The sequence below is a fragment of the Enterobacter sp. MGH 33 genome, from assembly GCF_000534535.1.
Classification (GTDB): Bacteria; Pseudomonadota; Gammaproteobacteria; order Enterobacterales; family Enterobacteriaceae; genus Enterobacter; species Enterobacter hormaechei_C.
In genome coordinates, this window is sequence record NZ_KI973212.1 from 4795752 (window position 1) to 4814197 (window position 18446).

Genomic DNA, 18446 nt, shown 5'->3' on the forward strand with positions numbered 1-18446 from the left:
GACCGCTATGACAGAACAACAAACGATTTATCAGGAAGTCTCTGCGCTTCTTATTACGCTGTTTGAAATCGCCCCGGAGGATATTACCCCTGAGGCACGTCTTTACGAGGATCTGGATCTCGACAGCATTGATGCCGTCGATATGGTGGTGCACCTGCAAAAGAAAACGGGCCATAAAATCAAGCCCGAAACCTTCAAAGCGGTGCGCACGGTGCAGGACGTCGTGGACGTTGTGGAACAGCTTCAGCGCGACGCGTAACGTGCGTTCGATTCCAGTTCTTCCCGCCCTGACGGGGCTGATGCTGCTGGCATGGCCGTTTTTGATCGGCTTCGGGCTGGCGAATAATAGCCTGCACGGGATACTGCCCGTGATGGCGCTGGTGCTGCTGTTGCGCGTCTGCCAGGCCCGTCGGCAGGGCGGCCCCCTGCGTTATCTGTTCGTGAGCGTGGCGCTGGCTGGCATAGCGCTTTGCGCGGCGAGCTACGTCCTGCACGCGCACCAGTGGGTGCTGTTATATCCGGTGGTGGTGAATCTGGTGATGCTGGTGGTGTTTGGCGGTTCGCTGTGGACGGCAATGCCTGTCGTTGAACGGCTGGCGCGCCTGCGTGAACCGGATCTCTCCCCCGTCGGGGTACGTTACACGCGCCGGGTTACCCAGGTCTGGTGCGGCTTTTTTATTATCAACGGGGCGATCGCGCTGTTTACCGTATTACACGCCGATATCCGTCTGTGGACGCTGTGGAATGGGATGATTGCCTATCTCCTGATGGGCACGCTGATGGCTGGCGAGTGGCTGGTGCGACAACGGGTGATGAAAAACGATGCTTAACCCTCTTCCGCTTAGCCAGTGGCTCAGTGCGCCCCGCCCTGACGACACCCCTGTCGCCTGGCAGGACGACCATCTCTGGACGCTTGGCGATCTGCGCCACGACGTCACTCAGCTGGTCGACACGCTGCGTCGTGAAGATGGCGAGCGCTGGGCGTTGTGCATCGAAAACGGTTATCTGTTTATTGTCGCGCTGCTGGCGACGCTGCATGCGGGTAAAACGCCGGTCCTCCCCGGGCACAGCCGGGCGGCGCAGCTTAACGAACAGCGGGCGCTGTTCAGCGGCGTCCTGAGCGACACCACGCTCGATTTTCAGGGGCGACAGCTGCGGGTGGCTTCCGCGCAGCGGGCAGGCCATCCCTTTTCACCGCTGCCTGCCATCGGTGAGATGCGCACGATCGAGCTTTACACCTCCGGCTCGACCGGCACGCCGCAGCGGGTAAGTAAGCCGGTGGTCAGCCTTGATCGTGAGGCTCGTCTGCTGGCGGCGCATTTTGGCGAGCGTCTGGCGGGCTGTCACGTCGTGGCTTCCGTGGTGCTGCACCACCTGTATGGCCTGACGTTTCGTGTCGTCTTACCCATGGCGCTCGGCCTGCCGCTGCATGCCAGCCTGCTCAACTATGCCGAGCAACTCTCTGCCCTTCCCGACGATAAACGCTACCTTTTCATCAGCAGTCCGGCGTTTCTCAAGCGGCTGGACGCGTCGCTGACGCCGCCCCCCGTTAACCTGCTCGTCTCCGCCGGCGGCGCGCTGCCCTGGCAGGAGGTCGCCGCGGTTCAGGCCTGGCTCAACGTCTGGCCGGATGAAATATACGGCAGCACGGAAACGGGCGTAATGGCCTGGCGCTACCGTCAGGAGGAAAGCACGCGCTGGCAGCCTTTTACCGGCGTGACGTTTCACGGCGATCGCGTGATATCGCCGCTGATCCCCGAGGCGGAGGGGGTCCTGCTGGATGATATCCTGCACTTCACGGCTGACGGGCAGTTCAGCCTCGTCGGGCGTCGTGGTCGGGTGGTCAAAATTGAAGATAAGCGCATTTCACTCGATGACATTGAGCACCGCCTGCTGGCGCTGGACGGCATCCGGGAGGCCGCCGCGCTGACGGTGACGCGCGGCGGGCGTCAGGGCATTGGCGTATTGCTGGTGCTGAATGAAGCGGTGCGTCAGCAACACGAACAGAGCAAAACAGCGCAGGAGCTCGCCTGGCGACGCGCCCTTCGCCCCTGGCTTGAACCGGTTGCCGTACCGCGCTACTGGCGGATCGTTGATGAAATCCCGGTCAACAGCATGAACAAGCGCGTGACTGCGCAGCTACAGGAGTTGTTTCATGAAGATCCCTGAAATCGGGCGCCTCCAGCCCGATCCACAGCATCTGGAGATAATCCTTTATCTTGATCCTGACCTGCTCTGGTTTAAGGGACATTTCGCCGTACAGCCGCTGCTGCCGGGCGTGGCCCAGCTCGACTGGGTGATGCATTACGCCGCCGCGCTGGCGCCGGGCTACCGTTTTCACAGTATTCAGAACGTGAAGTTCGCCGCCCCGCTGTTGCCGGAGAACACGGTCACGCTGCTCCTTGCCTGGCAGCCTGAACGCCAGATGCTGACCTTTAGCTACCAGCGCCATGCAGGTAACGAGCGCCACACCGCCAGCAGCGGGAAGATTCGCTTATGTCAGTAACCTTCCGTCCCTGCGTGCTGATCCCCTGCTACAACCACGGGGCGATGATGGCTTCGGTGCTGGCGCGCCTGGCGCCTTTCGATCTGCCCTGTCTGGTGGTGGACGACGGCAGCGATGAAACCACGCGCCGCACGCTTGAAGCGCTGGCGGCGGATCGTCCGCAGGTTACGCTGCTGCGGCTGGCCGAAAACAGCGGCAAAGGCGCGGCGGTGATGCAGGGGCTGAAAGCCTGCGCCGATCGCGGCTTCACCCACGCCGTTCAGGTGGACGCTGACGGCCAGCACGCTATCGAGGACATTCCCAAACTGCTGGCGCTGGCCGGGCGTCATCCCGATGCGCTCATTTCCGGGCAGCCCGTTTACGATGACTCGATCCCCCGTTCGCGCCTGTACGGGCGCTGGATAACGCACGTCTGGGTCTGGATTGAAACCCTCTCCCTGCAACTGAAAGACAGCATGTGCGGGTTTCGCGTTTACCCGATAGCCCCGGTTCTGCGCCTTGCAGCAACCACGCCGCTCGGCAGGCGAATGGATTTTGATACCGAAGTGATGGTGCGCCTCTACTGGCAGGGCAACACCAGCTATTTTCTGCCCACCCGCGTAACCTATCCGCCGGACGGGGTATCCCATTTCGATGCCCTGAAAGACAACGTGCGCATCTCGTTGATGCATACCCGTCTGTTTCTCGGCATGCTGCCGCGCATTCCTTCCCTGCTGATGCGTCGCCGCTCGCAGCACTGGGCGCAGCAGCAGGAGGTGAAAGGATTATGGGGCATGCGCCTGATGCTGCGCGTCTGGCAGCTGCTGGGGCGAAAGGCGTTTACCGCCCTGCTGTGGCCGGTTACCGCCGTCTACTGGCTGACCGCCCGCTCTGCGCGTCAGGCGTCGCAGCAGTGGCTGGCGCGGGTTAAAACGGTGATGGCACAGCGGCAAATGCCGCCCCTCGCGCGGCTAAACAGTTTTTCCCACTTCCTGCGCTTCGGTCATGCCATGCTGAATAAAGTGGCCAGCTGGCGCGGCGAAATGAAACTCCATCGCGATCTGGTCTTTGCGCCAGGCGCGCAGGAGGCGCTGGGGCTCGACGATCCTCAGGGCAAACTGCTGCTCGCGTCGCATCTTGGCGATGTGGAAGCCTGTCGGGCGCTGGCCCAGCGCGAAGGGGCAAAAACCATCAACGCGCTGGTCTTTAGCGACAACGCCAGACGCTTTAAGCAGGTGATGGAGGAGATGGCACCGCAGGCGGGCATTCACCTGATGCCGGTCACCGACATTGGCCCGGAGACTGCGATCCTCATTAAAGAGAAGCTGGATCGCGGCGAATGGGTGGCGATCGTGGGCGATCGCATCGCCGTCACCCCGCAGCGCGGCGGTAGCTGGCGGGTGATATGGAGCGAATTTATGGGCCAGCCCGCGCCGTTCCCGCAGGGGCCGTTTATCCTGGCGTCCATTTTGCGCTGCCCGGTGGTGCTGATTTTTGCCCTCTGTCAGCAGGGAAAGCTGACCCTGCACTGCGAGCCGTTTGCCGACCCGCTGCTGCTGCCGCGCGGCGAACGCCAGCAGGCGCTACAGCAGACCGTCGACCGCTATGCGCAGCGGCTGGAGCATTACGCGCTCTTGTCGCCGCTCGACTGGTTTAATTTTTTCGATTTCTGGCAGCTGCCAGAGGTCAACGAGAAGGAGTAAAGGGTGCTGACCGATCCCCGCTTTACGGCTGAAGTTGAAATCACCGTTCCGTTCCACGACGTCGATATGATGGGCGTGGTGTGGCACGGCAACTACTTCCGCTACTTTGAGATTGCCCGCGAAGCGCTGCTCAACCAGTTTGATTACGGCTATCGCCAGATGAAAGCGTCCGGCTACGTCTGGCCGGTGGTGGATACCCGGGTGAAATACCGCGACACGGTGACCTTCGAGCAGCGCATTCGCGTCCGCGCCCACATTGAAGAGGTTGAAAACCGTCTGCGCATCGCCTATCAAATCTTCGACGCGCAAACCGGGAAACGCACCACCACCGGCTACACGATTCAGGTGGCGGTGGAAGAAGCAAGCCGGGAGATGTGCTTTGTCAGCCCGGCCATTCTGTTCGAACGCATGGGGATCGCGCCATGAAATGGATAACGCTACTCGCGCTGCTGGTAAGCCCGCTGGTGAACGCGATCACGCTGGATGAACTGCAACAGCGGTTTGCGGAGCAACCAGTGGTACGCGCACACTTCGAACAGATCCGCACGATCAAGGATATGCCGCAGCCCCTGCGCTCGCAGGGGGAGATGCTGATCGCCCGTGACAATGGCCTGCTGTGGGATCAAAAAGCGCCGTTCCCGATGACGCTGCTGCTGGATGACAAACGGATGGTGCAGATCGTCAACGGTCAGTCGCCGCAGACCATTACCGCCGACACTAACCCGCAGATGTTCCAGTTCAACCATCTGCTGCGGGCGCTGTTCCAGGCCGACCGCAAGGTGCTGGAAGAGAACTTCCGCGTCGATTTCAAAGATCTGGGTGAAGGCCGCTGGTCACTGGTGCTGACGCCCGTCACCACGCCGCTGGACAAGATTTTCTCCACCCTTGATTTGAAGGGCGCGATCTATCTGGAATCGATTCGCCTGAACGATAAGCAGGGCGACACGACGGATATCGCCCTCTCCCGCCACCAACTGACGCCCGCCCGCCTGACCGATGCAGAACGCCAGCGCTTTGCCGCACCGTAACGCCCTGCGCCCGGCGCTGCTGTGGGCCGCGGTATGCCTGATCCTGCTGGGCGTGCTGCTGTCGCTGCTGCCCGGCGCGCGGCTGAACAGCAGCGTGCTCGCCATGCTGCCGAAACAGACGCTCGGCGCGATCCCTCCCGCTCTCAACGACGGATTTATGCAGCGCCTCGACCGCCAGCTCATCTGGCTGGTCAGCCCCGGCAAACAGCCGGACCCGCGCGTGGCGCAGCAGTGGTTAACCCTGCTGCAACGCAGCCAGGCGCTGAGTGTCGTAAAAGGTCCGCTGGATGCCGCCGGGCAACAGGCCTGGGGAGATTTCTTCTGGCAACACCGCAATGGCCTGGTCGATCCGGCCACCCGCGCCCGCCTGCAAAACGGCGGTCAAGCACAGGCCCAGTGGATCCTGTCCCAGCTCTACTCCGCCTTTTCCGGCGTGAGCGGCAAGGAGCTGCAAAACGATCCGCTGATGCTGATGCGCGGCGCGCAGCTCGCGCTGGCGAAAAACAGCCAGAAGATGCAGCTGATGGACGGCTGGCTGGTGACAAAAGATGCGGCCGGGAACTACTGGTATCTGCTGCACGGCGAGCTGGCGGGCTCATCGTTTGATATGCAGCAAACCCACCAGCTGGTGACCACCCTTAACGCGTTGCAGCAGACGCTGAAAAGCCAGTATCCACAGGCGCAGCTGCTCTCGCGCGGGACGGTGTTCTACAGCGATTACGCCAGCCAGCAGGCTAAAAACGATATTTCCACGCTCGGCGTCGCCACGGTGCTCGGGGTGATCCTGCTGATTGTGTCGGTGTTTCGCTCCGTGCGTCCGCTGCTGCTGAGCCTGCTCTCCATTGCCATCGGCGCGCTGGCGGGGACGGTCGTGACGCTGCTGCTGTTCGGTGAACTGCACCTGATGACGCTGGTGATGAGCATGAGCATTATCGGCATCTCGGCGGACTATACGATTTACTACCTCACGGAGCGGATGGTGCACGGCGCGGAACACTCGCCCTGGCAAAGCCTGGCGAAGGTACGTAACGCGCTGCTGCTGGCGCTGCTGACCACCGTCGTGGCGTATCTCTTCATGATGCTGGCCCCCTTCCCCGGCATTCGTCAGATGGCGGTGTTCGCCGCCGCAGGGTTGAGCGCCTCGTGCCTGACGGTAATGTTCTGGCATCCGTGGTTATGTCGGGGCATGCCGGTCCGCCCGGTCCCCCTGAGAGGGATGATGCAGCGCTGGCTGAACGCCTGGCGCGACAGTAAACCCCTCTCTGTCGGGCTGCCGGTAGCGCTGGCGCTGCTCTCCGCCATCGGGATCGCCAGCCTGCGGGTGGATGACGATATCGCCCGGCTTCAGGCGCTGCCGCAGGACATTCTGGCGCAGGAAAAAACCATCACCGCCCTGACCGGGCAAAATGTCGATCAGAAGTGGTTCGTGGTGTACGGCGCGTCGGCTCAGCAAACGCTGGAGCGGCTGGAGGCGTTTACCCCGGCGCTGGCGCAGGCGCAAAAAGCCGGTGAATTAACCCGCTGGCGCACCCTGCCGCTGAACTCGCTGGCGCGGCAGAACAGCGATCTGCATCTTCTGCGTAACGCCGCGCCGACGGTGATGAAAATGCTGCAAAGCACGGGGCTGAAGACCAGTGAACCGAACCTGAACGCCATGCCTGTCAGCGTGGAAGCGTGGCTCGCCAGCCCGGCCAGCGAAGGCTGGCGTTTGCTGTGGCTGACGTTGCCGGACGGCAAAAGCGGTGTGCTGGTCCCGGTCGATGGCGTCAGAAACAGCGCCGCGCTCGGTGAGCTGGCCGCCCGCCATCCCGGGGTCGTCTGGGTTGACCGTAAGGCCAGCTTCGACAGCCTGTTTGCGCTCTACCGCTCGCTGCTGACGGGGCTGCTGGGCGTGGCGCTGGCGGTGATTGCCTGCGGCGCGATGCTACGCCTCGGCTGGCGAAAAGGGCTGGTGGCGCTGGTGCCGTCCGTGCTGTCGCTGGGCGGCGGGCTGGCGGCGCTGGCCGTGACGGGCCATCCGGTGAACCTGTTTTCCCTGCTGGCGCTGGTGCTGGTCCTCGGCATTGGCATTAACTACACGCTGTTTTTCAGCAACCCGCGCGGCACGCCGCTGACCTCCATGCTGGCGATTACCCTCGCCATGATGACTACCCTGCTGACGCTGGGGATGCTGGTGTTCAGCACCACTCAGGCCATCAGCAGCTTTGGCATTGTGCTGGTGAGCGGTATCTTCACCGCGTTCCTGCTCGCCCCGCTGGCGATGCCGTCTAACAAAGAGAACTTACCATGACCCGTTTCATTCGCCTGGCGGCAGTGATGATGGCCCTGTTGCTGGCGGGGTGTAGCCATACGACGAACCGCGATGACGCGCGCCCTCAGGCCTGGCTCCAGCCCGGCACCCGCGTCACGCTGCCCCCGCCGGGCATCACGCCTGCCATCCGCGCGCAGCAGTTGCTTACCGGCAGTTTTAAAGGCCAGACCCAGTCGCTGCTGGTGATGCTGAACGCCGATGGAAATAAAGTGGCGCTTGCCGGCCTCTCCTCCGTCGGGATCCGCCTGTTCCTCGCCACCTACGACAACACCGGGATCCACACCGAGCAGTCGGTTGTGATGCCGCAGCTGCCGCCCGCCAGCCAGGTGCTGGCCGACGTGATGCTGAGCCACTGGCCGCTCAGCGCCTGGCAGCCGCAGTTGCCGAAAGGCTGGACGCTGAACGATACTGACACCAGACGCGAACTGCGCAACCCCGAGGGCAAGCTGGTCACGGAAATTGTCTACCTGAACCGTAACGGCAGGCGCGAACCGATTAGCATTGTGCAGCACGCTTTTCACTACCACATCACCATTCAATATCTGGGTGACTGAGATGATTTACCTTTCTGCCGTTGGCATGGTCAACGCGCTCGGCAACTCGGCTGATGAAATAGCGGCGAACCTGATCGCTGGTGTGGCCCCCGGGATGCGCCAGCGTGCGGGCTGGCTACAGGGCTTACCCGAGGCCGTGCTGGGGGGCGTGGAGGGTGAACTCCCCCCTGTCCCCGAGTCTTTTTCCGCCCATCGCAGCCGTAACAACCAGCTGCTGCTGGCGGCGCTGGCGCAAATCCGGCCCGCCGTCGATGCGGCCATTGCGCGCGTAGGGCGCGACCGCGTGGCGGTTGTGCTGGGCACCAGCACCTCCGGGCTGGACGAGGGTGATGAGTACGTGCGCCGCGCGCAAAACGGCGAGAGCAGCCCGCAGTGGCAATATCCGCAGCAGGAGCTGGGCGATCCGTCGCGCTTTCTCGCCCGCTGGCTTGCGCTGGACGGCCCGGCGTATACCATCTCAACCGCCTGCTCCTCCAGCGCGCGGGCGATCGTCAGCGGTCGTCGTCTGATTGACGCCGGGCTGGTGGACGTCGCCATCGTCGGCGGAGCCGACAGCCTGAGCCGCATGCCGGTCAACGGCTTCAACAGCCTGGAGTCCTTCTCCCCAACCCTGTGCGAACCGTTTGGCCGCCACCGTCGGGGGATCACCATTGGCGAAGCGGCGGCACTGATGGTGCTGACCCGCGAGCCGGGCGAGGTTGCGCTCCTGGGCGCGGGGGAATCCAGCGATGCGTACCATATTTCCGCCCCACATCCGCAGGGGGAAGGGGCGATCCGCGCCATCAACCAGGCGCTGAACGAGGCGGGCATGACGGCGGCGGACGTCGGTTATATCAACCTGCACGGCACCGCCACGCCGCTGAACGATCGCATTGAGGCGCAAGTGATCCACGATCTCTTTGGCGACCGCGTGCCGTGCAGCTCCACGAAACATCTTACCGGCCACACGCTGGGCGCAGCGGGGATCACCGAGGCCGCCCTGAGCTGGCTGATCCTGACCCGAGACCTGCCGCTGCCGCCGCAGGATTTTTCCCGCTACGCGCCAGACGACACCCTGCCCGCCTTCGGCCTGCTGCACCAGAGCGCACCGCTGAATAAACCGGCGATCCTGTCAAACTCCTTTGCGTTTGGCGGCAACAACGCCAGCCTTCTGCTGGGGAGGGTATGATGCGCTACTTACCTCCCGGGGATTATCTTCCTCACGACACGCCGATGCTGCTGCTTGAGAGTGTGGAAAACGTCACCGATGACCGCGCCGTTTGCAGCGTGACGGTGAACGATCGGGGCGTTCTGGCTCCGTTCCTGGACGCGGACGGCAACCTGCCTGGCTGGTTTGCGCTGGAGCTGATGGCCCAGACCGTGGGCGTCTGGTCTGAATGGCACCGGATGCAAAAAGGGCTGCCGCACTGTGCGCTGGGCATGGTGCTGGGCGCGCGCGAGCTGGTGTGCGACGCCGGGCATTTTGCCGCAGGCAGCACGCTGATCATCACCATCGAACGTCTGATGCAGGATGAACGCTTTGGCAGCTTCGAGTGCGCCATTCATGCGGATAGTGTCTCCCTCGCCACGGGCCGCGTGAACACCTTCCAGCCGAGCGAAGAAGAATTAACATCACTTTTCAATCAGGGAACGCCATCATGAGATCCGTACTGGTCACAGGTGCCAGCAAAGGCATTGGCCGCGCTATCGCCCTTCAGCTTGCGGCGGACGGTTTCACCGTGGGCGTGCATTACCACCGCGATGCCGCTGGCGCACAGGAGACACTCGATGCGATTGTTCAGGCGGGCGGCGCGGGCCGTTTACTCACCTTCGACGTGGGCAACCGCGAGCAGTGCCGCACGGTGCTGGAACAGGAGATCGCTGACCACGGCGCGTGGTATGGCGTGGTCAGTAACGCCGGTATTACCCGCGACGGTGCTTTTCCGGCGCTCAGCGACGATGACTGGGACAGCGTGATCCACACCAATCTCGACAGTTTTTATAACGTCATTCATCCCTGCATTATGCCGATGATCGGCACCCGCAAGGGCGGGCGGATCATCACCCTGTCGTCGGTGTCAGGCATTATGGGCAACCGTGGGCAGGTGAACTACAGCGCGGCGAAAGCCGGGATCATCGGCGCCACCAAAGCGCTCGCCACCGAGCTGGCAAAACGCAAAATCACCGTCAACTGCATCGCGCCGGGGCTGATCGATACCGGCATGATCGAGATGGACGAAGCCGCGCTGCACACGGCGATGTCGATGATCCCGATGCAGCGTATGGGCCAGGCCGAGGAGGTCGCCGGGCTGGCGAGTTACCTGATGTCGGATAAAGCAGGCTATGTGACGCGTCAGGTGATTTCGATTAACGGAGGCATGCTATGACCCGCCGGGTAGTGATTACGGGCATGGGCGGCGTCACCGCGTTCGGCGAGGACTGGCCGACCATCTCGCGCCGTCTGCGCGAGTATGAAAATGCGGTGCGAACCATGACGGAGTGGCAGGCGTATGACGGCCTGCAAACTCTGCTCGCCGCGCCGATTGAAGACTTCACTCTCCCCGCTCACTATACCCGTAAGCGCATTCGCGCCATGGGCCGGGTGTCGCTGCTCTCTACCCGCGCCACCGAGCTGGCGCTGGAGCAGGCGGGACTGATCGACGACGCGGTGCTGACCAACGGTCAGACCGGCATCGCCTACGGCTCGTCGACCGGCAGCACCGGGCCGGTCAGCGAGTTTGCCTCTATGCTCACCGAAAAGCACACCCACAACATCACCGGCACCACCTACGTGCAGATGATGCCGCACACCACGGCGGTGAATACCGGGCTGTTCTTTGGCCTGCGCGGACGGGTGATCCCCACCTCGAGCGCCTGTACCTCTGGCAGCCAGGCGATTGGCTACGCCTGGGAAGCGATTCGTCACGGCTACCAGACGGTGATGGTGGCAGGCGGCGCGGAAGAGCTGTGCCCGTCGGAAGCGGCGGTTTTCGATACCCTGTTTGCCACCAGCCAGCGTAACGACGCGCCAAAAACCACGCCGTCGCCGTTTGACGTTCAGCGCGATGGTCTGGTGATTGGCGAAGGGGCGGGCACGCTGGTGCTGGAAGCGCTGGATCACGCCAGAGCGCGCGGGGCGACAATCTATGGCGAGATCGTGGGCTTTGCCACCAACTGCGATGCGGCGCACATCACCCAGCCCCAGCGTGAAACCATGGAGGTGTGTATGGCGCAGTCGCTGGCGATGGCGGGCCTTGGCCCTCAGGAGATTGGCTACATTTCTGCCCACGGCACGGCAACCGATCGCGGGGACATCGCCGAGAGTCAGGCGACCGCCGCCATTTTCGGCGACAGCGTGCCCATCTCATCCTTAAAGAGTTATTTCGGCCATACCCTGGGCGCCTGCGGCGCGCTGGAAGCCTTGCTGAGTCTGCACATGATGCGGGAGGGCTGGTTCACGCCAACGCTCAATTTAAGACAACCGGATGAGCAATGCGGCGCTTTAGATTATATTATGGGGGAAACCCGCCCGATTGATTGCGAATTTATTCAGAGCAATAACTTTGCCTTTGGCGGCATCAATACCTCGATAATCATTAAACGCTGGGCGTAACTATGTACCAGTTTGTACTGGGAAAGATCTCCACCCTTAGCGCGGACCCGCTGGCGTCAACGCTCGCAGACATGGCACCTCAGGGTGCACGACACGCTTCCTGGCTTGCAGGCCGGACGCTGCTCGCCAGAACCTTATCCCCCTCACCGCTTCCCGAGATAATTTACGGCGAGCAGGGAAAACCGGCCTTCGCTAACGGCCATCCGCTGTGGTTTAACCTGAGCCACAGCGGGGACGACATTGCCCTGCTGATGAGCGATGAAGGTGAAGTGGGCTGCGATATCGAAGTGATCCGCCCGCGGGAGAACTGGCAGGCGCTGGCGAATGCCGTTTTCAGCCTCACCGAACATGACGAGCTGGAACGTGAAGCGCCGGAAGAGCAGCTTTCCGCATTCTGGCGCATCTGGACGCGCAAAGAGGCAATCGTCAAACAGCGTGGCGGCAGTGCGTGGCAGATTGTCAGTATTGACAGCACCGCCCAGACCCTCCCGGTCAGTCAGCTACGCTTCGGCTCGCTGAGCCTGGCGGTCTGTACCCCTACGCCTTTCACCTTAACGGCGGAAGCGGTTACTTACTCCGGTATTTCTGCGGCATAAAAATGACCAGCACGCCGAGTATAATCAAGCCGACGCCCGCCAGCCCGCGCCAGGAAAAGTGTTCTCCCCAGCCGGGCAGTAAAATTGCAGCACTCCACACCAGGATGTAACTGAGGCTAAGCAAGGCATACGCTTTGCTGAGCGCCATACGATGCAATGCCAGATACCAGCAGCCCATTGAGGCGCAATAGCCTGTCAGCCCCAGCATCAGCGCGCCCGTACCGGGGGCTATATGCCAGAGGGCTGCCCAGAAAGCGTCGCCCATCGGGGGCAGCGTTAACATCGCATGACGCAGCAGCAGCTGCGCCACGCTGACTAACACTACGCTGCATAACGCCCAACACGCACCGTTCACAGGCTTCCTCCCAGCAAAATAACCCCGACGATAATCAACCCGACGCCCAGCCAGTGACGTAGCGGGACAGGCTCATGCCAGACGATTTTTGCCGCCAGCGTTACCCAGACAAAGTTAAGGCTCAGCATGGGGTACGCCACCCCGACGGGCAGATGCTGCAATACCACCAGCCAGGCAACCATCCCGCCACCCAGCATCAGAAGGGCCAGCCCAAGCCACAGGGCGACCTGCTGACCGCCGCCAGCCCGGGTCGCCTGTTTCTGGCACAGTTGACCTGCGCAGCTCAACAGGCTTGCCAGCACCAGCCAGATCCAGGCCATCACTGCGGCAGATATTGCAGGTAAGCCAGACGCCCCTGAATCGTCAGGTTGTCCGGTTTTGGCAGCCCGGCGCGGGCCAGGTCGTCGTTTTTCGACAGCAGGATCACCAGCGACACCGGTCCCTGCTGACGATGCGCTTCAAGCCAGTGCGCGATATCATCTTTGCTCACAAAACGCCCCTTAGCGTCCGGATAATCCAGACCGTATTTCAGCTCACCGCTCTGCCCATACAAAATGATGTCATTACGCTGAAGCTCCCACGCCAGCCCGGAGGCTATACCAACGTTGTTCGCCAGGACGAATTTACTCATCTGCAATGGCTCGCGAACGGAATCCACCAGCGACTGCGGCTGTTTGGAATCCACTACCCGGTCCGGGATCGCAAAACCCACCAGCAGGGCCAGCCCGGCAGGGCAAAGCGCCGCCAGCCACCAGCGCTGCGGATTTTTAAGGGTAAACCAGCCCACCGAGGCCCAGACCAGAAACGCCACCACGGCACAGAAGACTTTGTACAATTCGACCGGTGTCCAGACCGGATGTTTAGCAAGCCCCCATGGCGATACCACCAGCGCCGCCAGCATGCCAAGCACGCCAAACGCGATATTGATCCCACCGTTAATACGTAACGCTTTTTCGGCGACGGTGCAGGCGTAGCGCGCCATCAGGATCGCCAGCGGCGCAAAGCACGGCAGGATATAGGTCGGCAGCTTGCCTTTGGCGATGCTGAAGAACAGCAGCGGCATCACTATCCAGCCCAGCAGATAAAGCCCCGCCCTCTCGTTTTCTCTGTCTCGCCATCCCAGGCGTAGCGCGCCCGGCAGCATCGCCAGCCACGGCAGACTTCCCGCGATGAGGAACGGCAGATAGTACCAGAACGGCGCTTTATGCTGGGCATCGCTCCGGGCAAAGCGCTGGATATGCTCCACCCAGAAGAAGTAACGCCAGAAATCGGGTTCACGCTGAGCGATTGCCAGCCCCCAGGGCAGGACGATAAGTACGCAGCTGAGGATCGCCAGCCAGCCGAAAACCAGCACCTCCTTCCAGCGTCGTTGCGCAATCACCCACGGCAGCACGCCAATCACCGGTACCGCCAGCGCCAGGAAGCCTTTGGTCATGACGCCCATGCCGCAGGCCAGCCCCAGCAGAATGTAGCCCCCCGCTTTTCCGGCTATCGTTTTCGCCTGCGAAGCCAGCCAGAAGCTGCACATAGCCGCCACCAGCCAGAGGGTGATAATGGGATCCAGCACGGCGTAGGTGCCGATGCCATAGACCAGGAACAGGGTTAAGAAGATCAGGCCGGAGAAGATCGCCACCCGCTTATCCTGCCAGAGACGCCAGGCCAGCCAGATCACCAGCAGCGCCGTCAGCCCGGTGCAGAATATCGCCCCCGCGCGAACGGCAAAATTGGTGTGTCCAAATAGCCATTGCCCGATGCTGTTCACCCAGTAACCGGCAATGGGTTTTTCAAAGTAACGCAGCCCGAGGAAATGCGGGACGACCCAATCGCCGGAGGCCAGCATTTCGCGGCTGATTTCCGCATAGCGCGTTTCATCAGGCTGCCATAACAGGCGAAGGTTGACCGGAAGGAGGTAGTAAACGACAAACAGGGCGAGAAGCGTCAGGCCATAGCGGACTGTTTTCATAGTGCCGGGCTCACGGTTTGTTGATAGCCAAGCCAGCCTTCCCGGCCAGCCATTTCACGACGGACGATTTTTCCCAGGGGCAGCGTGCCAGGATCGTCCGGCAACAGCTGGCTTAACGGGCAGAACTGAATGCCCTCCTGCGCCGCCAGCGCAAGCAACGCGTCAAAATCCTGCTGATACGCAATGCCTTCCACTTCGGCATGGATGGTATAAACCGGCGTACCGGCATCGCGGTGCATCGCATCCAGAATGTAACGGTTGAACCTGTCGGCACTCACCTCGCGCCCGACCACTTCATCCCACGTCGGAAGAGTGACCGGAATCTGCACCGTGCCGGTTCGGTTTTCCCCCAGCAGCGGTAAAAACGGTCCGGTGCCCCGGCAATCGCTGTTGTAGCGAAAGGCGAAGCGCTCTTTGGCCTTCACCACGCGCTGGTCGGCCCGCCATCCCGCCACGGCGGAACAGCGCACAGGCTGGCCGGTAATAGCTTCCAGCTCCAGCACGCCGCGCTCAACCTCACGCGCCAGGCGGGGGATATCCCACACGCCCGCCCAGGCCTGCCAGGCATGGTGATCCCAAGCGTGCAGCCCCACTTCATGATGCTGCGCGGCCTTGCAGATGATCGCTTCATTTTCCGCGCCGATGCGCCTGCCGGGCCATGCGGTTCCGGCCAGCAGGATATCCCAGCCGTAGAGCGATGCCGCGCGCGAGCGCAGCATTTTGAACAGAAAGGCCGGTTTAACCAGACGCCACAGATGACGCCCCATGTTGTCTGGCCCGACGCTGAAGAAAAGCGTCGCGCGCACGTCGTGCTTGCTCAGCAGTTCCAGCAGCCGCGGCACACCCTCACGCGTGCCGCGAAAGGTGTCGACGTCAATGCGTAAACCGACCTTTTTCATGATGCCTGTTCCGACAGCTCCACGGTGCGCAGGAAGAAGTCGAGCGTTTCATCAATGGTCTGCTCCATCTTCACCGTCGGCGTCCAGTTCAGGCAGCGCTTCGCATTGCGGATGCTCGGCTTGCGGTGCTCAACGTCCTGATAACCCTTGCCGTAGTAGCTGCTGCTCTCCACTTCGCGGAAACCGGCAAACGGCGGGAACTGGCTGCGCAGCGGGTGACGTTCAAAGCTTGCCAGCAGCATTTCCGCCAGCTCGCGGATGCTCGCTTCGTTGTCCGGGTTACCGATGTTGATGATCTCTCCGTTACAGCGGCCGTCTTTGTTTTCGATGATGCGGAACAGCGCTTCAATACCGTCGCTGATATCGGTGAAGCAACGTTTCTGTTTGCCACCTTCAATCAGCTTAATGGGCGAACCTTCCACCAGGTTGAGGATCAGCTGGGTGATGGCGCGGGAGCTGCCGATACGCGCGGCGTTCAGGTTGTCCAGGCGCGGCCCCATCCAGTTAAACGGACGGAACAGGGTAAAGCGTAGCCCCTCTTTCTCGCCGTAGGCCCAAATCACGCGATCCAGCAGCTGCTTGGAGACGGAGTAGATCCAGCGCTGCTTGTTAATCGGCCCGACCACCAGACTGGAGGTGTCTTCATCGAAGTTATTGTCGGTACACATGCCGTACACTTCCGACGTCGACGGGAAGATGATGCGCTTATCGTATTTCACGCAGTCGCGGATAATCTTCAGGTTCTCTTCGAAATCGAGTTCGAACACGCGCAGCGGGTTACGGGTGTATTCAATCGGGGTGGCAATCGCCACCAGCGGCAGCACCACGTCACATTTTTTGATGTGGTACTCGATCCATTCGGAATGGATGCTGATGTCCCCTTCAACGAAGTGGAAACGGGGATTAGTGAGGAATCGACCGATCGCATCGGATCCGATATCGAGACCGTAGATCTCGTAATTGTCGTCTTCCAGCAGCCGTTCGGTCAGATGGTTACCGATAAACCCGTTTACGCCGAGGATTAAGACGCGCGTGCGGCGTTTGATCGCCACCACCGGCGCGCTGGTGATCAGCGCCCCCGCCACCAGCCCAAGAGACTGCGCCAGCTGCGCCCCCTGCACGTACAGCCCGTTGTCCGTTTGTCCGGTGACGATCTCCAGCGCCTGCTCGCCGCAGCTCACAATCAGCGGAGAGACGGAGATGACGGTGCCCGGTTTTGCCGCCGGAATGTCCTCACGCACGCGGGATTTCCAGACGATAAATTTACTGACCCCGGCGAAGCTGTACGCGCCCGGCCACGGGTCGGTCACGGCGCGCACCAGGTTATGCAGCTGACGCGCCGGTTTCGCCCAGTCCAGTCGCCCGTCCTCCGGCGTGCGGCGACCAAAACTGCTTGCCTTGCTTTCGTCCTGCGCGGTTTCGGTAAAAGTCCCCTGAAGGATCGTCGGCAGCGCGTCGCGAAGCAGGCTTTGCGCGGCGATGCAAAGCTTGTGGTGCAGCTCCAGCGCCGTTTCATCAGCGCCAATGCCCACTTTCAGCTGTGCCACGATACCGCCCGCATCGGCACGGCGTACCATTTTGTGCAGCGTTACGCCGGTTTCCGTTTCACCGTTAACCAGCGCCCAGTTCAGCGGCGCACGGCCACGGTAGGCAGGCAGCAGCGAGCCGTGCAGGTTAAATGCACCTTTTGTCGCCACGCTCAGGATGTCGTCGCAAAGCAGATTGCGGTAGTAGAAAGAGAAAATCACGTCCGGCGCAAGCTTCTGAATACGATCCACCCACAGCGGATGGTTCACATCGTCCGGGGCGTAAACCGGAATACCGTGTTCAGCCGCAATACGCGCCACCGAGCCGAAGAAGTGGTTTTCCCCGGCAACATCCGGATGGGTGAAGATAGCGGTAATGTCGAAGCCTGCGTCCAGCAAGGCTTGCGTGCCCGTGCAACCCATATCGTGATAGGCAAAGACGACGGTTTTCATGGGTGGTTTTCCTCTTGAGATGCCAGGTGCTCCTGACGGACAACACGTTGAATAAAATAGCGCGGACGCGCGCGAACATCGTTGTAAATACGGCCAATGTACTCACCCAGCAGACCCATACCGATGAACTGGGCGCCAATGAACGTGAACAGCACGGCAAACAGCATAAAGACCCCTTCCGCCGCCCACTGGGGACCAAAGACCAGCCGCAGAACGACCAGCAGAACGGAAAGCGCAAACCCGGCCAGCGCGATAACGCTGCCGAACACGCTCAACAGGCGCAGCGGCGTGGTGGTCAGGCAGGTGATCAGGTCGTACATCAGGTTGATCAGACGCATGAAGCTGTATTTTGACTCCCCGTGCTCGCGCTCGGCGTGCAGCACCGGGATCTCCGTCGCTTTACGGGCAAAGGTGTTCGCCAGAATCGGAATGAAGGTGCTGCGCTCGTGGCAGTGCAGCATGGCGTCGACGATGTGGCGGCGATAGGCGCGCAGCATGCAGCCGTAGTCGCCCATCGCTTTACCGGTGGTGCGCTGGATCAGACGGTTGATGGTGCGAGACGCCAGCTTACGGAACAGGCTGTCCTGGCGGTTTTGCCGCACGGTGCCGACCACGTCGTAGCCTTCGTCGGCTTTGGCGACCAGACGCGGGATCTCTTCCGGCGGGTTTTGCAGATCAGCATCTAGGGTGATCACCAGATCGCCCGTAACGTGGCTGAACCCGGCCATAATTGCCGAGTGCTGGCCGTAGTTACGGTTGAGCAGTACGGCAACAATGTGGCTGCCCTCCGCTTGCGCGGCGTCGGTCAGCATCCGCGCGGAGTCGTCGCTGCTGCCGTCGTCCACCAGCAGAATTTCATAAGCTTTGCCGAGCGTCTCGCAGGCGGCAGTCGTGCGGCGGATCAGTTCCGGCAGGCTCTCCTGCTCGTTATAGACCGGGATCACCACGGAAACTTTTTGTAAAGGCGGCGCACTGAACATA

The 18446-nt window shown here is 61.7% G+C and carries 20 protein-coding genes; 14 read left to right on the top strand and 6 right to left on the bottom strand.

Translation table 11 applies throughout. From position 1 onward, the window contains the following. Window positions 1–7 precede the first annotated feature (7 nt). The 14 genes from L379_RS01650 to acpT are packed head-to-tail and all read left to right on the top strand — an operon-like array spanning window position 8 to window position 12269. Entirely contained in the window at window positions 8–259 is a 252-nt protein-coding gene (locus L379_RS01650) for an acyl carrier protein (RefSeq protein WP_003861262.1), read from the top strand. After that, window positions 231–830, top strand: coding sequence for a COG4648 family protein (locus L379_RS01645; protein ID WP_017693837.1), 600 nt, complete (start codon window positions 231–233; stop codon window positions 828–830). Before L379_RS01650 ends, L379_RS01645 begins: the two co-directional genes overlap by 29 nt. Beyond that, window positions 823–2169, top strand: coding sequence for an AMP-binding protein (locus tag L379_RS01640; RefSeq protein ID WP_032655408.1), 1347 nt, complete (start codon window positions 823–825; stop codon window positions 2167–2169). Before L379_RS01645 ends, L379_RS01640 begins: the two co-directional genes overlap by 8 nt. Further along, window positions 2156–2506, top strand: a complete 351-nt coding sequence (locus L379_RS01635) for an ApeI family dehydratase (RefSeq protein WP_032655411.1) — start codon at window positions 2156–2158, stop codon at window positions 2504–2506. The genes L379_RS01640 and L379_RS01635 overlap by 14 nt, the downstream gene beginning before the upstream one ends. After that, complete coding sequence (locus L379_RS01630) at window positions 2497–4188, top strand: glycosyltransferase family 2 protein (RefSeq protein ID WP_032655414.1); 1692 nt, start codon at window positions 2497–2499, stop codon at window positions 4186–4188. Before L379_RS01635 ends, L379_RS01630 begins: the two co-directional genes overlap by 10 nt. 3 nt (window positions 4189–4191) lie before the next feature. Next, window positions 4192–4614 (top strand): acyl-CoA thioesterase, encoded by a 423-nt coding sequence (locus L379_RS01625; protein ID WP_032655417.1) that lies wholly within the window; start codon window positions 4192–4194, stop codon window positions 4612–4614. Next, window positions 4611–5216 (top strand): outer membrane lipoprotein carrier protein LolA, encoded by a 606-nt coding sequence (locus L379_RS01620; protein WP_023295558.1) that lies wholly within the window; start codon window positions 4611–4613, stop codon window positions 5214–5216. The genes L379_RS01625 and L379_RS01620 overlap by 4 nt, the downstream gene beginning before the upstream one ends. Further along, window positions 5185–7506: an MMPL family transporter gene (locus L379_RS01615; protein ID WP_032655420.1), complete on the top strand. Its 2322-nt coding sequence runs from the start codon at window positions 5185–5187 to the stop codon at window positions 7504–7506. The genes L379_RS01620 and L379_RS01615 overlap by 32 nt, the downstream gene beginning before the upstream one ends. Next, window positions 7503–8081, top strand: coding sequence for a DUF3261 domain-containing protein (locus tag L379_RS01610; protein ID WP_032655423.1), 579 nt, complete (start codon window positions 7503–7505; stop codon window positions 8079–8081). Before L379_RS01615 ends, L379_RS01610 begins: the two co-directional genes overlap by 4 nt. A gap of 1 nt (window position 8082) precedes the next feature. Next, window positions 8083–9249, top strand: a complete 1167-nt coding sequence (locus tag L379_RS01605; protein ID WP_017384110.1) for a beta-ketoacyl-[acyl-carrier-protein] synthase family protein — start codon at window positions 8083–8085, stop codon at window positions 9247–9249. Then, window positions 9249–9722 (top strand): hotdog family protein, encoded by a 474-nt coding sequence (locus L379_RS01600; protein ID WP_072202447.1) that lies wholly within the window; start codon window positions 9249–9251, stop codon window positions 9720–9722. The genes L379_RS01605 and L379_RS01600 overlap by 1 nt, the downstream gene beginning before the upstream one ends. Then, complete coding sequence (locus L379_RS01595) at window positions 9716–10447, top strand: 3-ketoacyl-ACP reductase FabG2 (RefSeq protein WP_032655429.1); 732 nt, start codon at window positions 9716–9718, stop codon at window positions 10445–10447. The genes L379_RS01600 and L379_RS01595 overlap by 7 nt, the downstream gene beginning before the upstream one ends. Continuing rightward, on the top strand, window positions 10444–11673 hold the full coding sequence (locus L379_RS01590; RefSeq protein ID WP_032655432.1) for a beta-ketoacyl-ACP synthase: 1230 nt from the start codon (window positions 10444–10446) through the stop codon (window positions 11671–11673). Before L379_RS01595 ends, L379_RS01590 begins: the two co-directional genes overlap by 4 nt. 2 nt (window positions 11674–11675) lie before the next feature. Next, window positions 11676–12269 carry a 4'-phosphopantetheinyl transferase AcpT gene (acpT, locus tag L379_RS01585; RefSeq protein ID WP_015571496.1) on the top strand — a complete coding sequence of 198 codons (594 nt, stop codon included), beginning with the start codon at window positions 11676–11678 and terminating at the stop codon, window positions 12267–12269. Here acpT and arnF read toward each other — a convergent pair. Genes arnF through arnC form a run of 6 tightly spaced genes read right to left on the bottom strand, consistent with a single transcriptional unit; the run spans window position 12241 to window position 18445 of the window. Continuing rightward, window positions 12241–12624, bottom strand: coding sequence for a 4-amino-4-deoxy-L-arabinose-phosphoundecaprenol flippase subunit ArnF (gene arnF, locus L379_RS01580; protein WP_032655434.1), 384 nt, complete (start codon window positions 12622–12624; stop codon window positions 12241–12243). The genes acpT and arnF overlap by 29 nt on opposite strands. Next, the gene (gene arnE / locus L379_RS01575) at window positions 12621–12944 is read right to left on the bottom strand and encodes a 4-amino-4-deoxy-L-arabinose-phosphoundecaprenol flippase subunit ArnE (RefSeq protein ID WP_015571497.1); all 324 of its coding nucleotides are present in this window, start codon (window positions 12942–12944) and stop codon (window positions 12621–12623) included. Before arnE ends, arnF begins: the two co-directional genes overlap by 4 nt. Next, on the bottom strand, window positions 12944–14587 hold the full coding sequence (gene arnT, locus L379_RS01570) for a lipid IV(A) 4-amino-4-deoxy-L-arabinosyltransferase (protein ID WP_032655438.1): 1644 nt from the start codon (window positions 14585–14587) through the stop codon (window positions 12944–12946). Before arnT ends, arnE begins: the two co-directional genes overlap by 1 nt. Beyond that, on the bottom strand, window positions 14584–15486 hold the full coding sequence (gene arnD, locus L379_RS01565) for a 4-deoxy-4-formamido-L-arabinose-phosphoundecaprenol deformylase (protein ID WP_032655441.1): 903 nt from the start codon (window positions 15484–15486) through the stop codon (window positions 14584–14586). Before arnD ends, arnT begins: the two co-directional genes overlap by 4 nt. Beyond that, entirely contained in the window at window positions 15483–17465 is a 1983-nt protein-coding gene (arnA, locus tag L379_RS01560) for a bifunctional UDP-4-amino-4-deoxy-L-arabinose formyltransferase/UDP-glucuronic acid oxidase ArnA (protein ID WP_032655444.1), read from the bottom strand. The genes arnD and arnA overlap by 4 nt, the downstream gene beginning before the upstream one ends. Further along, complete coding sequence (arnC, locus tag L379_RS01555) at window positions 17462–18445, bottom strand: undecaprenyl-phosphate 4-deoxy-4-formamido-L-arabinose transferase (protein WP_032655447.1); 984 nt, start codon at window positions 18443–18445, stop codon at window positions 17462–17464. The genes arnA and arnC overlap by 4 nt, the downstream gene beginning before the upstream one ends. Window position 18446 lies beyond the last annotated feature (1 nt).

What these genes read in the sequence shown, in the direction of transcription:
- L379_RS01650 (WP_003861262.1), top strand. Translation starts at nt 8, where the DNA reads ATGACAGAACAACAAACGATTTATCAGGAAGTCTCTGCGCTTCTTATT.
- L379_RS01640 (WP_032655408.1), top strand. Translation starts at nt 823, where the DNA reads ATGCTTAACCCTCTTCCGCTTAGCCAGTGGCTCAGTGCGCCCCGCCCT.
- L379_RS01635 (WP_032655411.1), top strand. Translation starts at nt 2,156, where the DNA reads ATGAAGATCCCTGAAATCGGGCGCCTCCAGCCCGATCCACAGCATCTG.
- L379_RS01630 (WP_032655414.1), top strand. Translation starts at nt 2,497, where the DNA reads ATGTCAGTAACCTTCCGTCCCTGCGTGCTGATCCCCTGCTACAACCAC.
- L379_RS01620 (WP_023295558.1), top strand. Translation starts at nt 4,611, where the DNA reads ATGAAATGGATAACGCTACTCGCGCTGCTGGTAAGCCCGCTGGTGAAC.
- L379_RS01615 (WP_032655420.1), top strand. Translation starts at nt 5,185, where the DNA reads ATGCAGAACGCCAGCGCTTTGCCGCACCGTAACGCCCTGCGCCCGGCG.
- L379_RS01610 (WP_032655423.1), top strand. Translation starts at nt 7,503, where the DNA reads ATGACCCGTTTCATTCGCCTGGCGGCAGTGATGATGGCCCTGTTGCTG.
- L379_RS01605 (WP_017384110.1), top strand. Translation starts at nt 8,083, where the DNA reads ATGATTTACCTTTCTGCCGTTGGCATGGTCAACGCGCTCGGCAACTCG.
- L379_RS01600 (WP_072202447.1), top strand. Translation starts at nt 9,249, where the DNA reads ATGCGCTACTTACCTCCCGGGGATTATCTTCCTCACGACACGCCGATG.
- L379_RS01590 (WP_032655432.1), top strand. Translation starts at nt 10,444, where the DNA reads ATGACCCGCCGGGTAGTGATTACGGGCATGGGCGGCGTCACCGCGTTC.
- acpT (WP_015571496.1), top strand. Translation starts at nt 11,676, where the DNA reads ATGTACCAGTTTGTACTGGGAAAGATCTCCACCCTTAGCGCGGACCCG.
- arnE (WP_015571497.1), bottom strand. Translation starts at nt 12,944, where the DNA reads ATGGCCTGGATCTGGCTGGTGCTGGCAAGCCTGTTGAGCTGCGCAGGT.
- arnT (WP_032655438.1), bottom strand. Translation starts at nt 14,587, where the DNA reads ATGAAAACAGTCCGCTATGGCCTGACGCTTCTCGCCCTGTTTGTCGTT.
- arnD (WP_032655441.1), bottom strand. Translation starts at nt 15,486, where the DNA reads ATGAAAAAGGTCGGTTTACGCATTGACGTCGACACCTTTCGCGGCACG.
- arnA (WP_032655444.1), bottom strand. Translation starts at nt 17,465, where the DNA reads ATGAAAACCGTCGTCTTTGCCTATCACGATATGGGTTGCACGGGCACG.
- arnC (WP_032655447.1), bottom strand. Translation starts at nt 18,445, where the DNA reads ATGTTCAGTGCGCCGCCTTTACAAAAAGTTTCCGTGGTGATCCCGGTC.